This window comes from Lentzea flaviverrucosa (assembly GCF_003350445.1).
In the GTDB taxonomy this organism is placed as follows: Bacteria; Actinomycetota; Actinomycetes; order Mycobacteriales; family Pseudonocardiaceae; genus Lentzea; species Lentzea californiensis.
On the sequence record NZ_QQAU01000009.1, the window covers coordinates 372,451 to 387,524 of the forward strand.

Genomic DNA, 15,074 nt, shown 5'->3' on the forward strand with positions numbered 1-15,074 from the left:
GAGTGGAACTCCTTCAAAGGCAGGGTGTGGAAACGGTATTCCGGCCTGCCTCGAAGGCGCATTGTTTAACTGTTCAGTCAGCGCGGCCAGCGCGCGTGTTCGTCGTTGATGCGGAACTCGTGGGCGTGTTTCCACACAACGCCCTCGGCATCACGATGTTCGTGCTCGACCACTTCCGGATCGTGCGTGGGCCAGAAGTTCACGGCGATCATCGCGGCCACTGCGGTCACCGCGCCGAGAACCAGGAAGGCCGTGGCCGTGCTAGCGGACGTCGCCACCCAGCCCGCAAGCGGGTAGCAGAGCAGCCAGCACGCGTGGGACAGCGCGAAGTCCGCGGCGAACAACGCCGGGCGGTCCGCGGGATCGGCGGAACGGCGCAGGAGGCGCGCGCCCGGCGTGAGGGCCAGCGAGCACCCGGCTCCGATCAACGCCCACAACACCAGCAGCGTCTGCCAGTGCCAGGCGAACACCGTCCCCGCGAACAGCACCACGACCAGCACGACCGCCGCGCGCAACACCACGACGCGATCGGCGAAGCGGTCGAGCAGCCTGGGCAGCGCGAGTGCCGCGACGAGCGACCCCAGACCGTTGGCGGCCAGTGCGACGGCGACGTCGGACGCATCGCGGCCGAGGCCGTCCCGCACGTGCGCCACGGTGTTCACGAACACCATCGAGCCCGCGGCCGCCGCTGCCAGGTGCACGGCGAGAAGCCCGCGCAGCCGCGGGGTGGCGAGGTAGATGCGGATGCCACGGGTGGTGGCGTCGTACCAGTTACCCTTGCACGGCAACGGTTTCGGGCGCGGCAGCACCACGGACAGCACGAGCAGGGCCGACGCCGCGAAACCGAGGGCGGTGCCGAGGAACAGCTCGTGGAAGCTCACCAGCGCCAGAGCCGCGGCGGCGAGCGCCGGGCTGAGGAGGCTCTCCAGGTCGTAGGCCGTGCGCGACAACGTGATCGCGCGGGTGTAGTCCCGTTCGCCGGGCAGGACGTCCGGGATGGTCGCCTGGAACAACGGCGTGAACGCGGCGGACCCGGCCTGCAGCAGGAAGATCAGCACGTAGACCTGCCACACCTCGCCGACCCACGGCAGCACCGCCGCGACCCCGGCGCGGACGACGTCCAGCGCCACCAGCACCGCCCGGCGAGGCAGCGCGCCGAGCAACGCCGTGGCGACCGGCGCCACGGTGACGTAGGCGATCATCTTGATCGCCAGCGCGGTGCCGAGCACGGCCCCGGCATCGGGTCCGGCCAGGTCGTAGGCCAGCAGACCGAGCGCGACGGTCGCCAGTCCCGTTCCGGTCAGCGCCACCACCTGGGCGCCGAACAGATTCCGGTAGACCGGATCGCGCAGAACGGAAATCACGGCCGAACTATAAGCAGGAGAACAGGTTTGCGTCGACGGTGCAACAGCCGAACACTGGCAACAGCAATGGACTCACATTAATTCGTTGTAGGGTTTTCGCCGTGCCCACCCCGTACGACGCCGTCGCCTCCCTGTACGCCGAACTGTTCAGCGACATGCTCGACACCAGGCCTCTCGAACGCGCGATGCTCGCCGCGTTCGCCGAACTCACCGAAGGCCCGGTGGCGGACCTCGGCTGCGGCCCCGGCCACCTGACCGCGCACCTGCACTCGCTGGGGCTGGACGTCTCCGGCCTCGACCTCTCCCCCGCCATGATCGCCCTCGCCCGCGAAGCGCATCCGGAACTGAGGTTCGAGCAGGGGACGATGACCGCGCTGGACCTCGAAGACGGCACCCTCGGCGGCATTCTGGCGTTCTACTCGCTCATCCACATGCCGCCGCACGAGCTCCCGGCCGTGTTCGACGAGTTCTTCCGCGTGCTGGCACCGGGAGGCCATCTGCTGCTGGGGTTCTACGCGGGTGACGATCCCGAGCCGCGGGAGTTCGACCACAAGGTGACGCTCGCCTACCGCTGGTCGCCCTCCAGCCTGGCGGATTTGCTGGGGAAGGCCGGTTTCGCCGAGGTCGGACGGCTGGTGCGGGAACCGGTCGAGGGCGAACGGTTCCTGCAGGCCCAACTGCTGGCGCGCAAGCCCTAACGGAAGACGACGGTGCCGTTGCCGTTGAGCAGGACGCGGTGCTCGCAGTGCCAGCGGACGGCCCGCGACAGGGCGAGGGCCTCGGCGTCGCGGCCCGCGGCGGTCAGTGCGCGCGGGTCGTAGGAGTGGTCGACGCGCAGGACCTCCTGCTCGATGATCGGGCCTTCGTCGAGGGTCGGGGTGACGTAGTGGGCAGTGGCGCCCACGTACTTCACGCCGCGGTCGTAGGCCTGGTGGTAGGGCTTGGCGCCCTTGAAGCCCGGCAGGAATGAGTGGTGGATGTTGATCACACGACCCGCGAGCTTCGAGCACAGGTCGTTCGACAGCACCTGCATGTACCGGGCCAGCACCACCAGGTCGATCTGGTACTCCTCGACGAGCTCGACCAGCCGTTGTTCGGCGGCGTGCTTGGTGTCGGCGGTGTTCGGCACGTGCACGAAGTCGAGGCCCGCCGCCTCCGCCATGGGCCGCAGGTCCTCGTGGTTGGACACGACGGCGGCGATCTCCCCGCCGAGGCTGCCCGCGCGCCAGCGGAAGAGCAGGTCGTTCAGGCAGTGGCCGGCCTTCGAGACCATCACGAGGACGCGCGGCGGCCGGTCGTCCCACAGGTCGAACTCCATCGCGAACTGGCTCGCCACCTTCGCGAACTCCGTCGCGAGGTCGTCGGCGCCGGAGGAGTCGCACGAGAACGCGGTGCGCAGGAACAGCTTCCCGCGCACGTCGTCGTCGAACTGCTGGTGCTGGACGATGTCGCAGCCGTGGTCGACCAGGAACGACGTCACGGCGTGCACGATGCCCGCCCGCTCCGGGCAGTGCAGGGTCAGCGTGAACTGGGCCATCACGCCACCGCCAGGTACTCGGCGCACGCGTCGCTGAGCCACGCCGCGAAGTACTCGGCGAACGACGAGCGCACCAGGACCTTGTACCGGTCCTCGCCGGTCACCTGCAGGACGATTCCGGTCCTGGCGAGGAGTGTTTGCACGCAAGTGCCGACGGGAGCCGAAGCCGGGTGCAGGTCCACGGAACATCCGTGAGCCAGCACTTGCCGGGCGAGCGGCCCTTGAAGAACCACGGTCGTGCGTTGAGCCGAAGTGTCCACAACGGACCCTCCGGCAGTCCCGAGCGCGCCACGCGACACCTCCTCGATCGTGACCTGCAGGCCGGGCGAGGCCGTGACGAGGAACTCGTCCGGTCCGAGCCAGAGCACCTCGACGTCCCCGAATCGTCCGGTGCCGGAGGCGAAAGTGCAAGCGGCGGAAGGAAACGGGACTCCGAGCGCCGAGCCCGTCGCCGCGATGGCGTCCGGGTCGGACACGCGGACGGTGAGCTGCGAGCGGAACGGCACCTCGGCGACGTCCAGCACCGGGGCGAGTGCCGCCAGCCGGTCGTGCCAGGCGGCGAGCGGACTAACCGTCACGACGGGCTCCTTCCTTGTCGTACAGCACGGATTCGGTGACGGTGACCGGCACCAGCGAGTCCTCGACGGGCACGTACAGCGTCTCGCCGATGCGTTCGTGGCCGGAGCGCACCAGCGCCAGCGCGAACGTGCGGCCGAGTGCCGCACTGGGGTAGCTGGAGGTGACGTGGCCGAGCATCCGGACCGGCGGTTCGGGCAGCCGGTCGGTCTCCACGATCTGCGACCCCTCCGGCAGCAACACGGCCGGGTCGACGGGCAGGAGCCCCACGAGCTGCTTGCGGTCCGAGCGGTTGTTCTCGGCACGGGCGAACGAGCGTTTGCCGATGAAGTCGGGCTTCTTCTTCGACACCGCCCACGACATGCCCAGGTCCTGCGGCGTGACCGTCGCGTCGGTCTCCTGCCCGATGATCGGGTAGCCCTTCTCGGCGCGGAGCACGTGCATGGTCTCGGTGCCGTACGGCGTGATCCCGTACTGCTCCCCCGCCGCCGTCAACGCCTCCCAGACGGCGATGCCGTACCACGCGGTCACGTTGATCTCGTAGGCCAGCTCACCGGAGAAGCTGATCCGGCACACCCGCGCCGGCACACCGGCGACCTCCGTGTCGCGCCAGGTCATGAACTCGAACGCCTCGTTCGAGACGTCCAGTGAAGGAGCCACTGCCGCCAGCACGTCCCGGGATCGCGGCCCCACCAGCGGGATCGTGGCCCAGTGCTCGGTGACCGAGGTGCAGTGCACGTCGAGGTGCGGCCACTCCGTCTGCAGCCACTCCTCCATCCAGTCGAGGATCTTGGCGGCGTTGCCGGTGGTCGTGGTGACGAGGTACCGCTCCTCGCCGATCCGGATCACGGTGCCGTCGTCGATCACCATCCCGTCGACGCCGCACATCACGCCGTAGCGGATCCTGCCGACCTTCAGCGTGCTCATCATGTTCGTGTAGAGCATGTCCAGGAACTTGCCGGCGTCGCGGCCCTGCACGTCGATCTTGCCGAGCGTCGAGCCGTCCATCATGCCGACGCCCTCGCGCGTGGCCTTGCACTCGCGCAGCACGGCCGTGTGCAGGTCCTCGCCTTCCTGCGGGTAGTACCAGGGCCGCTTCCACTGGCCGACGTCCTCGAACAACGCCCCGTGCGCCACGTGCCACGGGTGGATCGACGTGACGCGCACCGGGTCGTGCAGCTCACCGCGGTCCCGTCCGGCCAAGGCAGCGAAGGAGACCGACGTGTAGGGCGGGCGGAACGTCGTGGGCCGCTGGTCCTCCAGCTCCACCCCCAGCGCCTCCGCGACGATGCCCGCGGCGATCATGCCGGACGTCTTGCCCTGGTCGTGCGCGGTGCCGATGGTCGTGTAGCGCTTGATGTGCTCCAGCGAGCGCAGGCCCGCACCCGTCGCCCGCAGCACGTCCGCCACGGTCGAGTCCCGTTGCAGGTCGACGAAGCTCGCGTCGTCGTTGCCCGGCACCCGCCACAGCACCAGGCCGGAACGGGCCGTGCAACGCGAGTCCGACACCGGCAGCGGCACCTGGCCACCCGGTGCGTACCCGGCGGCGGCCGCGGCTCGCGCACCGGCGTCCCGTCCCTGCCGTGCACACGCGCCGAGGTCCAGTTCGCCGGTCGCGGAGCCGGCGACCCGCACGGTGGGAAGCTCCTCGCCCGGCACGAAAGCACCGAGTTCGGCGTCGTAGCGCAGCTTGCCGCGCGCCTGGCTGAACAGGCTCACCACCGGGTTCCAGCCGCCCGACACCAGGACGGTGTCGCACGCGACGGTGACGTCCGGCGAGGTGACGGCCAGCGGAGTGATCCGCACCCCGCTCACCCGGCCGTCGCCCTCGGTCCCGACGACCACGTGCCCGGCGCGGACCTCGATGCCCCGGGCCGCGCACTCCGCCGCCAGCCGTGCGGGGGTCTCCGGACGGGCGTCGGCGATCAGCGCGATGTCCACACCGGACTCGGCGAGGTCGATCGCCGCGCAGTACGCGCTGTCGTTGGTGGTGAACACGACCGCCCGCGAACCGGGCAGCACGCCGTAGCGGTGCAGGAACGTGCGGGCCGACGAGGCGAGCATGATCCCGGGCCGGTCGTTGTCGGCGAAGGCCACGGGACGTTCGTGCGCGCCGGTCGCGAGCACGGTCTGCCTGGTCCTGATCCGCCAGACCCGTTGCCGGGCGACCGAGACGGGCGCCGCGAACCCCAGGTGGTCGGTGCGCTTCTGCAGCGCCAGCACGAACCCGTCCTGGTACATGCCGAACGCCGTGGTCCGCTCCAGCACCAGCACACCCGGCGTGCTCTTCAGCTCCGCCACGACGTCCGCGACCCACTCCGCGGACGGCCGGTCGTCCAGGTACTCGTCCACGCCCAGCAGCGCGCCACCGGCCTGGTTCTGCTCGTCGACCAGTACGACCCGCGCACCACTGCGAGCGGCGGTCAGGGCCGCCACCAGGCCCGCGGGCCCGGCGCCGACGACCAGGACGTCGCAGTGCTCGTGCTTCGCGTCGTACCGGGCCGGGTCCTGTTCGGGCGACAGCCGTCCCTGCCCCGCCAGCCCTCGTGCCACCAGGCCGTCGTACAGCTCGATGGTCGTGGCCAGCAGCATCGGTTCGGAGAACGGCGCCTCGACCTGCACCAGCGACGTCGGGTCCTCGGACCCCGCCGCGACGATGCCGCGCGGCCGGCCGAGCTTCACGCTGCTGCCGATCTCGTGCACACCATGAGCGAGCAACGCCGACGCGAGCGTGTCGCCGGGGTGCCCGGTGTACGGGCGCCCGTCGAAGGTGAAGTGCAGCAGGGTGTTCCGGTCGATCGAACCACCGGTGGGGGTGCGGAGGGTCATGCGGTCACCTCGGGCATGGGCTCGCCCACGCGGTAGACGGCCAGCAGGTCGTGGGTGCGGGTGTCGCGGACGGCGTTGAACCACCGGCGGCACCCGGCGTTGTGACTCCAGCGCTCGGCGAACGGGCCGCTCGGGTTCTCCCGGAAGAACACGTACCGCGCCCATTCCTCGTCGGTCAGCGCCGACGGGTCCTCGGGGTAGGCGACGTGGGCCTGGCCGCCGTAGTGGAACTCCGCTTCCTCGCGCGGCCCGCACCACGGACACGGGATGAGTTGCATGTCGGCTCCTCAGTGCGCCACGGCGGCGGCGCCGTGCTCGTCGACGAGAGCGCCCGTGGTGAAGCGCTCGAGGGTGAACGGCTCGTTGAACGGGTGCGGCTTGTCGTGGGCGATGGTGTGCGCGAAGCAGTCACCGACACCGGGGGTGGCCTTGAAGCCGCCGGTCCCCCAGCCGCAGTTCAGGTACAGGCCGCCGACGGGCGTCAGGCCGACGATCGGCGAGGCGTCGGGGCTGACGTCGACGATGCCCGCCCAGGTCCGCAGCAGGTGGGCACGCGCGAAGACCGGGAACAGCTCCAGCGCCGCCGACATCTGCTGCTCGATGATGTGGAAAGAACCCCTTTGCCCGTAACCGTTGTAGCTGTCGATGCCCGCGCCCATCACCAGTTCTCCCTTGTGCGCCTGGGAGACGTAGACGTGCACGGCGTTCGACATCACGACGGTCGGGTGGACGGGTTCGAGCAGCTCGGAGACCAGGGCCTGCAACGGGTGCGAGGCGAGCGGAAGGCTCAGGCCGACCATCTTCGCGAGCACCGAGCTGTGGCCGGCCGCGCACAACGCCACCTTGCCGGCGGCGATGCGGCCGCGTGACGTCTCGACCGCGGTGATCCGGCCGCCCGAGGTCTCGAGCCCGGTGACCTCGCAGTTCTGGATCAGGTCGACACCCATCGCGTGCGCGGCGCGTGCGTAGCCCCACGCCACGTAGTCGTGCTTCGCGATGCCCGCGCGCGGCTGGTAGGTCGCACCCAGCACCGGGTAGCGGACGTCCGGCGAGGTGTTGACGATCGGGCAGATCTCCTTGACGCCGGCGGGATCCACCCACTCCGCGTCGATGCCGTTGAGCCGGTTGGCGTTGACCCGGCGGACGCTGTCGCGCACGTCCTGCAGGCTGTGCGCCAGGTTCAGCACACCGCGCTGGTCGAAGAGGATCGGGTAGCCGAGGTCCTCCTCCAGGCCCTCCCACAGCTTCAGCGAGTGCTCGTAGATGCCGGAGCTCTCGTCCCACAGGTAGTTCGACCGGATGATCGTGGTGTTGCGGGCCATGTTGCCGCCCGCGAGCCAGCCCTTCTCCAGCACCGCGACGTTCGTGATGCCGTGCACCTTCGCGAGGTAGTACGCGGTCGCGAGGCCGTGGCCTCCACCGCCGACGACCACGACGTCGTAGGAGGACTTCGGTTCCGGGTCGTCCCAGAGGAAGTCCGGGTGCTCCGGCAGGTGCGCTCCGGGCGGCTGAGCCGAGCTGGTCATGCGCGACGCCTCCAGCTGAGTCTTCTGGTCGACTACTGGTATATCAGTCTGTGCGTTACGGTAGGTCACATGAACGCACGGGTCAACGACGAGCCCGCCTCCGTCTCACTCACCGAGCAGGCCTACGCGGTCCTGCGGGATCGCCTGGTGATGCTGGAGATCAAGCCGGGCGAGCCCATCAACGAGGACAGGCTGCGCACCGAGCTCGGCGTCGGCCGCACCCCGATCCGCGAGGCCCTCAAGCGGCTGGAGCAGGAACGGCTCGTCGTCGCCTTCCCGCGGCGCGGCACGTTCGCCACCGACGTCAACATCTCCGACCTCTCGCACATCTCCGAGGTGCGCAGGACCCTGGAACCCCTGGCCGCGGCAGCCGCGGCCGACCGCGCCACGGCGCAGGACAGGGCCGCGCTCACCGACCTGCGCTCGCGCCTCGACACGGCGGCGCCGACGGGCGACAACACGGAACTCCTGCGCACCGACGTCGGCGTGCACCGCGCGATCTACGGGTGCGTGCACAACCCGTTCCTCGAGGACACCCTGATCTCCTACGACAACCTGGCCACCCGGATCTGGTGCGTCTTCCTGCCGCGGCTGTCCGGAATGGCCGGTCACGTCGACGAACACGTGCCCCTCCTCACCGCGATCGTCGAGGGCGACGCGAAGAAGGCGAGCGAACTCGCCTCCCAGCACGTCATCGGTTTCGAACAGGCGATTCGGGCGTTGATCTAGCGATCTGGTCGACGGTGTGGGCGCAATGCTTCTCCCACAACACCATCGGGTCGCTGCGCAGGTCCTTCGCCAGCGCCACGCACAGCACGACCATCACCAGCGCGAACGGTGCCGCGGCGATGATCGTGAGGTTCTGCAGCCCGGTCAGCGCGGTCGCTCCCCCGCCGCCGACCAGCAGCATCACCGCGGCGACACCACCGGTCGCCACGCCCCAGAAGACCACCAGCCGCCGGTGCGGTTCGATGGCTCCGCGCTGCGACAACGACCCCATCACCAGCGAAGCGGCGTCGGCGCCGGACACGAAGAAGATCGCCACCAGCACCATCACGACCACACCGGAGACGGCCGCCAGCGGGAACTGGTCGAGCACGCCGAACAGCTGCGACTCGGGGTTCGCCGCGCCGGCCAGGTCGGTTCCGCCGCGCTGCAACGTGATCGCGGTGCCACCCATGATCGTGAACCAGACCAGGCTCACCGCGGACGGCACCAGGATCACGCCGCTGACGAACTGCCGGATCGTCCGGCCCCGGCTGATCCGCGCGATGAACATGCCGACGAACGGCGTCCACGAGATCCACCAGGCCCAGTAGAAGATCGTCCACGACGACAGCCAGCCCTCCATGGCGCTCCCGCCGGACGCGGCGGAGCGGGAGACCATCTCGCCCATCTCGCGGAAGTAGTCACCGATCGCCGCGGGCACCAGGTTGAGGATCAGGATCGTCGGCCCGACGACGAACACGAACACCGCCAGCACCGTCGCCAGCACCATGTTGATGTTCGACAGCCACTGGATCCCCTTGGCCACACCCGACACGGCCGACGCCACGAACGCCGCGGTCAGCACCGCGATGATGCCGATCAGCACGCCGGCACCGGGGTTCTCGGAGACGAACCCGCCCGCCTTCAGCCCGCTGCCGATCTGCAACGCGCCGAGCCCCAGCGAGGCCGCCGACCCGAACAGCGTCGCGAAGATCGCGAGGATGTCGATCACCCGGCCCAGCGGACCCTCCGACACCCGGTCACCGAACAGCGGTGCGAACGCGGCACTGATCAGCTGCTTGCGGCCACGGCGGAAAGTCCCGTACGCGATCGCCAGACCGACGACGGCGTAGATCGACCACGGGTGGATCGCCCAGTGGAACAGCGACGTCGCCATCGCGGTCTCGACCGCCGCGTCCGAGCCGCCCTCGACCGTGCCGGGCGGCGGCTTCACGAAGTGCGACAGCGGCTCCGCGACGCCGTAGAACATCAGGCCGATGCCCATGCCCGCGCTGAACATCATCGCGACCCACGAGACCGTCCGGAACTCCGGCCGCTCGTCGTCCTGCCCGAGCGGGATCCGGCCGTAGCGGCTGAAGGCCAGCCACAGCGCGAAGATCACGAACCCGGTCGCCGCCGTCAGGAACGCCCAGCCGGTGTTGCGGATGACCCAGCCGAGCACCGCGGTCGAGACGCTGCCGAGGCTCGCCGTACCGAGCACTCCCCAGGCGAGGAAGGCGGCGGCGATGACCGCGGACACGGTGAAGACGATGCGGTCCGTGTGTGTTTTCTTGGTGGGTAAGAACTTCGGTTCGGGCATGGTGTCTACCACCTCGTAGTGGATGTGACTTCCTGAACCCAGCGGTGGAACTCCCCGATGTGGTGCTCGGAGGGGACCAGCACACCCCCGTTCGCGTAGGCCCGCGACGACATCGCGGGCTGACACCGTTCGCAGGCCTCGAAGTCCTGCTCGTTGACCCGGTGGAAGAGCTCGACGGACCGCGACACGTCCTTGCCGGTCGCGACGACGTCCTTGGCGTAGAGCCAGTCGCACTCGACGATCGTGCGGTCGGCGGCCATCGGGAACATCCGGTGGATGATCACGTGGTCCGGCACGAGGTTGATGAACACCTGCGGCCGCACGGTGATCGCGTAGTACCGGCGTTCCTGGTCGGAGGCGACGCCGGACAGGTTCTCGAAGCCCTCGCTCCCGTCGATCGTGAACCCCTTGATCTCCTCGCCGAACACCGCACCGTGCCCGACGTAGTACTGCGCGGCGTACCCGTCCGCGAACTCCGGCAGGACCTCCGTGAGCTCGGGGTGGATGGTCGCGCAGTGGTAGCACTCCATGAAGTTCTCGATGATGAGCTTCCAGTTGGCCTTCACGTCGTAGGTGATCCGGCGGCCCAGCTCCAGTTCGCTGACCTGGTAGTTGCCGATCGCGTCGAGGTTGCCCAGGCGTTCCCGCACGTCCTGCTGCACGGTCTCCTCGAACGACGCGGGCTCGTCGGCCAGCGAGATCCAGGCGTAGCCGAGCCACTCCCGCAGGTGCACGGTCTTGAGCCCGTACTCGACGCGGTCGACGTCCGGCATCGACGTGAGGTTCGGCGCGGCGACCAGCTTGCCGTCCAGGCCGTAGGTCCAGGCGTGGTACGGGCACTGGAAGTTGCGCTTGACCGTGCCGGTCTCCTCGGTGCACAACTTGGCGCCGCGGTGCCGGCAGATGTTGAGGAACGCGCGCAGCGAGCCGTCGCGGGAGCGGGTCACGAGCACGCTCTCGCGTCCGATCTGGACGGTGCGGAAGTTGCCGGCGTCCGGGAGATCGGCGCTGCGGACCGCGCAGAACCACATCCGCTCGAAGATGTTCTGCTGTTCCAGCGCGAAGATCGCCGGGTCGGTGTAGGTGTTGCCGGGCAACGTGCGGATGAGGCTGGAAGGCAGTTCGGTCTGGGTCATGAGCGGATCCGCTTCATCTCGGGGTCGAACAGCGGTTCGGACGACACGACGGCCTGGACGCGGTCGCCGAAGTACTCGATCTCGACCGGCGCGCCCTCGACGGCCACCTCCGCAGGCAGCCACGCGTACGCGATGTTCTTGCCGATCGAGTACCCGCGAGCCGCACTGGTGACGTACCCGACCGGCACCCCACCCGCGAACACCGGTTCCGAGCCCATCACGACCTGGTAGTCGTCGTCGATGACCAGGCAGGCGAGCTTGCGGCTCACGGTTCCCTCGGAACGACCCTCCAACGCCTTGCGGCCGTGGAAGTAGCCCTTGTTCATCCGCACCGCGAAGCCCAGCCCCGCCTCGAACGGGTCGTGCTCGGTGGTGACGTCGGCGCCCCACGAGCGGTAGCCCTTCTCCAGCCGCATGCTGGTGAACGCGCTGCGGCCGGCGGCGATGACACCGTGGCGCTGCCCGGCCTCCCAGAGCGTGTCCCACAGCCTGCGTCCCATGTCGGCGGTCGTGTAGAGCTCCCAGCCGAGCTCGCCGACGTACGACAGGCGCATCGCGGTCACCGGCACCTCGCCGATGAACGCTTCCTGGGCCTTGAAGTAGCCCATCGCCTCGTGGGAGAAGTCGGTGCGGGTCAACGGTTGCAGGAGGTCGCGGGCCAGAGGTCCCCACAGGCCGATGCAGCACGTGCCGGGGGTGATGTCGGTGATGTGCACGCCGCCGTTGGGAGGCATGCGCCTGCGCAGCCAGTCGAGGTCGAGCGGGCCGTTCGCGCCGACCTGGAACCGGTTCTCGCCGAGGCGGGCGACGGTCAGGTCGCTGCGCACTCCCCCGTCCTCGTTGAGCAGCAACGTGTAGACCACCGCGCCCGGCTTGCGGTCGAGCTGGTTGGTGGTCATGGTCTGCAGGAACGTCAGCGCCTCCGGGCCGCTGACCTCCAGCCGCTTCAGCGCGGTCATGTCGAACATCGCGACCCGCTTGCGCGCGACGAGGGCCTCGGCGCCGGCGATCGGGGACCAGAACCGGGACGCCCACTCGTTGCGTTCGGGGATCTCCGCGACCTCGGGCAGTGAGGCGTTGGCCTCGTACCAGTGCGGCCGCTCCCAGCCCGACGCTTCGAGGAACACCGCGCCGAGTTCCCGCTGCCGCTCGTAGAACGGGCTGGTGCGCAACGGCCGCGGGTTCTCGGCGGGCTGCAACGGGTGCAGCACGTCGTAGACCTCGACGAACGCCCGGCAGCTGCGTTCGTGCACGTAGCCGGGCGAGCGCTGGACGTCCTCGAACCGGTTGAGGTCGCAGCCGTGCAGGTCGATGCCCGGCTGCCCGTCCACCAGCCACTCGGCCATGGCCTTCGCGACACCGGCCGAGTGCGTGATCCACACGGCCTCGGCCACCCAGAACCCGCTGAGGCCGGGGTGTTCGCCGAGCAGCGGGTTGCCGTCCGGGGTGAAGGAGAACAGGCCGTTGACGCCCTCCTCGACCTTCGAGTCCGCCAGCACCGGCAGCAGGTCGACGGCGGCGTCCCAGGAGGTCTCGAAGTCCTCCGGGGTGAACGCGATCTCGGACGGCATGGTCGGCGCCACGTCGAAGTCGAGGATGTCGTCCGCCGAGATCGGCATCGGCCGGTGCCCGTACGCGCCGATGCCGACGCGGTCGACGTGCTCGCGGAAGTACAGGTCCGCGTCCTGGTGGCGCAGCAACGGCTTCGACATCTCGGACAGCTCGGTGTTGACGCCCTTCAAAGCGGGCAACGGGGCTGTCTTCGCGTACTGGTGGGCCATCGGGATGAGCGGGATGTCGAGGTCGACCATCCTGCCGATGCGCGGGCCCCACATGCCGACGCAGGACACGACGATGTCAGCCTGGAAGGTGTCGTGCTCGGTGACGACGGCCTTCACCCGGCGACCGGTGCGTTCGACGCCGGTGACCTTGTGGTGTGCCAGGAACTTCGCGCCGCGCTCCATCGCCCTGCGTGCCTGCGCCTCGGCCGCGCGCAACGGCTTCGCGATGCCGTCACCGGGGATGTGGAACCCGCCGAGGACCTTGGCCGGGTCGAGCAACGGGTGCAGCCGCGCGCACTCCTCCGGGTCGCGCAGGAAGCTCTCGACGCCCCACGACGTAGCCCAGCCGTGTCGGCGCTTGATGTCCGTCCAACGTTCCGGGGTGGTGGCGACCTCCAGGCCGCCGAGCTGCTGGAAGCACCACTGGTCGTCCATCGTCAGCGCCGTGTACTTCTCGACGGTGTACTTGGCGAACGACGTCATGGTCCTGCAGCCGGTCGTCTGGAAGACGAGGCCCGGCGCGTGCGAGCTCGACCCGCCCGTCGCGAACAGCGGTCCCTGTTCGAGCACGGTGACGTCGGTCCACCCCCGCGCGGTCAGTTCGTCGGCCAGCGCGCACCCGACGATGCCCGCGCCGATCAGCACCACTCTCGGCCGGCTCACAGGACCACCACCGAACGGAGCACGCGGCCGTGGTGCATGTCCTCGAACGCCTTCTCGACGTCGCCCAGCCCGATGGTCTCCGAGACGAACGCGCCCAGGTCGAGCCTGCCCTGCAGGTACAGGTCGATCAGCATCGGGAAGTCACGTGAAGGCAGGCAGTCGCCGTACCAGGACGACTTCACCGCGCCGCCGCGCGAGAACACGTCGATCAACGGCAGTTCGAGCGACATGTCCGGAGTCGGCACGCCCACGAGCACGGCGAGGCCGGCGTGGTCACGGGCGTAGAACGCCTGCTGGAACGTCTCGGGGCGGCCGACCGCGTCGATCACCACGTCGGCACCGTTGCCCTCGGTGAGCTCGCGGATCGCCTCCACGACGTCCTGCTCGCGGGCGTTGATCGTGTGCGTGGCACCGAACCTCTCCGCCCACCGCAGTTTCGTGTCGTCGAGGTCGACGGCGATGATCGTGCGCGCCCCCGCCAGCCGGGCGCCCGCGATGGCCGCGTCACCGACACCGCCGCAGCCGAGCACGGCCACGCTGTCGCCGCGGGTGACGCCGCCGGTGTTGATCGCGGCCCCGATGCCCGCCATCACGCCGCAGCCGAGCAGGCCCGCGACCTCCGCCGGTGCCTTCGGGTTCACCTTCGTGCACTGTCCTGAGTGGACGAGCGTCTTCTCCGCGAACGCGCCGATGCCCAGCGCGGGTGACAGCGGTGTGCCGTCCTGCAGCGTCATGGGCTGCGCCGCGTTGTGGGTGTTGAAGCAGTACTGCGGGCGGCCGCGCAGGCAGGAGCGGCACGCACCGCACACCGCGCGCCAGTTCAGGATCACGAAGTCGCCGGGTTCGAGGTCGGTCACGCCGTCGCCGACGGCCTCGACGACGCCCGCGGCCTCGTGCCCGAGCAGGAACGGGAACTCGTCGTTGATCCCGCCCTCCCGGTAGTGCAGGTCGGTGTGGCAGACGCCGCAGGCCTGCACCTTCACCAGCGCCTCGCCCGGACCGGGGTCCGGCACGAGGATCGTCTCCACCGTGACCTTGGCCCCGCGCCCCGCCGCGACGACACCGTTCACCGCTTGTGCCACTTCGTTCGCTCCTGTCAGAGGTGGGGTTCTGAACTGTTCGGTGGTTTGTGATCATGTGTGATCGAACGTGTTCGTCTGTGAGTGGGATGGCCCTTCGCGTTGATGGGAACAGGTGTTCGGTAGGGTGATCGGGTGTCGTGCGTGATCCAGGCGTACCGGTACGCCCTGGACCCCAACCCCGGCCAGGAGCAGGCGTTGCGGTCGCATTGCGGTGGTCAGCGGCGCGCGTTCAACTGGGGCCTGGCGCGGATCAAGGCGAACCTGGAGCAGCG

The 15,074-nt window shown here is 69.5% G+C and carries 13 protein-coding genes; 3 read left to right on the plus strand and 10 right to left on the minus strand.

Annotated elements, in window-relative coordinates:
• Positions 1 to 77 precede the first annotated feature (77 nt).
• The gene (locus DFR72_RS27865; protein ID WP_090063497.1) at positions 78 to 1,364 is read right to left on the minus strand and encodes an MFS transporter; all 1,287 of its coding nucleotides are present in this window, start codon (positions 1,362 to 1,364) and stop codon (positions 78 to 80) included.
• Positions 1,365 to 1,519: 155 nt separating this feature from the next.
• Here DFR72_RS27865 and DFR72_RS27870 point away from each other — a divergent pair, with 155 nt between their 5' ends.
• Positions 1,520 to 2,062 carry a class I SAM-dependent DNA methyltransferase gene (locus tag DFR72_RS27870; RefSeq protein WP_090063642.1) on the plus strand — a complete coding sequence of 181 codons (543 nt, stop codon included), beginning with the start codon at positions 1,520 to 1,522 and terminating at the stop codon, positions 2,060 to 2,062.
• On the opposite strand, the gene purU is transcribed toward DFR72_RS27870, so the two are convergent.
• Genes purU through DFR72_RS27895 form a run of 5 tightly spaced genes read right to left on the minus strand, consistent with a single transcriptional unit; the run spans position 2,059 to position 7,832 of the window.
• Positions 2,059 to 2,901 (minus strand): formyltetrahydrofolate deformylase, encoded by an 843-nt coding sequence (gene purU / locus DFR72_RS27875; protein ID WP_090063498.1) that lies wholly within the window; start codon positions 2,899 to 2,901, stop codon positions 2,059 to 2,061. The genes DFR72_RS27870 and purU overlap by 4 nt on opposite strands.
• The gene (locus tag DFR72_RS27880) at positions 2,901 to 3,479 is read right to left on the minus strand and encodes a sarcosine oxidase subunit gamma (protein ID WP_090063499.1); all 579 of its coding nucleotides are present in this window, start codon (positions 3,477 to 3,479) and stop codon (positions 2,901 to 2,903) included. Before DFR72_RS27880 ends, purU begins: the two co-directional genes overlap by 1 nt.
• Positions 3,469 to 6,306, minus strand: a complete 2,838-nt coding sequence (locus DFR72_RS27885; RefSeq protein ID WP_090063500.1) for a 2Fe-2S iron-sulfur cluster-binding protein — start codon at positions 6,304 to 6,306, stop codon at positions 3,469 to 3,471. The genes DFR72_RS27880 and DFR72_RS27885 overlap by 11 nt, the downstream gene beginning before the upstream one ends.
• A complete protein-coding gene (locus tag DFR72_RS27890) occupies positions 6,303 to 6,584 on the minus strand; it encodes a sarcosine oxidase subunit delta (RefSeq protein WP_089921464.1) in 282 nt (93 codons plus the stop codon). The genes DFR72_RS27885 and DFR72_RS27890 overlap by 4 nt, the downstream gene beginning before the upstream one ends.
• A gap of 9 nt (positions 6,585 to 6,593) precedes the next feature.
• Complete coding sequence (locus DFR72_RS27895; protein ID WP_090063501.1) at positions 6,594 to 7,832, minus strand: sarcosine oxidase subunit beta family protein; 1,239 nt, start codon at positions 7,830 to 7,832, stop codon at positions 6,594 to 6,596.
• 69 nt (positions 7,833 to 7,901) lie between these two features.
• On the opposite strand from DFR72_RS27895, the gene DFR72_RS27900 reads away from it, so the two are divergent.
• Positions 7,902 to 8,561: a GntR family transcriptional regulator gene (locus tag DFR72_RS27900; RefSeq protein ID WP_090063502.1), complete on the plus strand. Its 660-nt coding sequence runs from the start codon at positions 7,902 to 7,904 to the stop codon at positions 8,559 to 8,561.
• Here DFR72_RS27900 and DFR72_RS27905 read toward each other — a convergent pair.
• From DFR72_RS27905 to DFR72_RS27920, 4 genes are read right to left on the minus strand one after another with little or no spacing between them, the layout of a single operon-like run.
• Positions 8,524 to 10,140 (minus strand): BCCT family transporter, encoded by a 1,617-nt coding sequence (locus DFR72_RS27905; protein WP_090063643.1) that lies wholly within the window; start codon positions 10,138 to 10,140, stop codon positions 8,524 to 8,526. The genes DFR72_RS27900 and DFR72_RS27905 overlap by 38 nt on opposite strands.
• A 5-nt stretch (positions 10,141 to 10,145) precedes the next feature.
• Positions 10,146 to 11,276, minus strand: a complete 1,131-nt coding sequence (locus DFR72_RS27910) for an aromatic ring-hydroxylating oxygenase subunit alpha (protein ID WP_090063503.1) — start codon at positions 11,274 to 11,276, stop codon at positions 10,146 to 10,148.
• On the minus strand, positions 11,273 to 13,720 hold the full coding sequence (locus tag DFR72_RS27915) for a GcvT family protein (protein WP_170176416.1): 2,448 nt from the start codon (positions 13,718 to 13,720) through the stop codon (positions 11,273 to 11,275). The genes DFR72_RS27910 and DFR72_RS27915 overlap by 4 nt, the downstream gene beginning before the upstream one ends.
• Entirely contained in the window at positions 13,717 to 14,802 is a 1,086-nt protein-coding gene (locus DFR72_RS27920; protein ID WP_090063504.1) for an S-(hydroxymethyl)mycothiol dehydrogenase, read from the minus strand. Before DFR72_RS27920 ends, DFR72_RS27915 begins: the two co-directional genes overlap by 4 nt.
• A gap of 141 nt (positions 14,803 to 14,943) precedes the next feature.
• Here DFR72_RS27920 and DFR72_RS27925 point away from each other — a divergent pair.
• Positions 14,944 to 15,074, plus strand: a 131-nt coding sequence (locus DFR72_RS27925) for a helix-turn-helix domain-containing protein (protein ID WP_245983571.1), incomplete at its 3' end; no start/stop codon positions are given.

Bases quoted from the DNA above. Each gene is read 5' to 3' on its own strand.
- purU (WP_090063498.1), bottom strand. From the start codon at position 2,901: ATGGCCCAGTTCACGCTGACCCTGCACTGCCCGGAGCGGGCGGGCATC.
- DFR72_RS27895 (WP_090063501.1), bottom strand. From the start codon at position 7,832: ATGACCAGCTCGGCTCAGCCGCCCGGAGCGCACCTGCCGGAGCACCCG.
- DFR72_RS27905 (WP_090063643.1), bottom strand. From the start codon at position 10,140: ATGCCCGAACCGAAGTTCTTACCCACCAAGAAAACACACACGGACCGC.
- DFR72_RS27910 (WP_090063503.1), bottom strand. From the start codon at position 11,276: ATGACCCAGACCGAACTGCCTTCCAGCCTCATCCGCACGTTGCCCGGC.
- DFR72_RS27885 (WP_090063500.1), bottom strand. From the start codon at position 6,306: ATGACCCTCCGCACCCCCACCGGTGGTTCGATCGACCGGAACACCCTG.
- DFR72_RS27890 (WP_089921464.1), bottom strand. From the start codon at position 6,584: ATGCAACTCATCCCGTGTCCGTGGTGCGGGCCGCGCGAGGAAGCGGAG.
- DFR72_RS27900 (WP_090063502.1), top strand. From the start codon at position 7,902: ATGAACGCACGGGTCAACGACGAGCCCGCCTCCGTCTCACTCACCGAG.
- DFR72_RS27870 (WP_090063642.1), top strand. From the start codon at position 1,520: ATGCTCGACACCAGGCCTCTCGAACGCGCGATGCTCGCCGCGTTCGCC.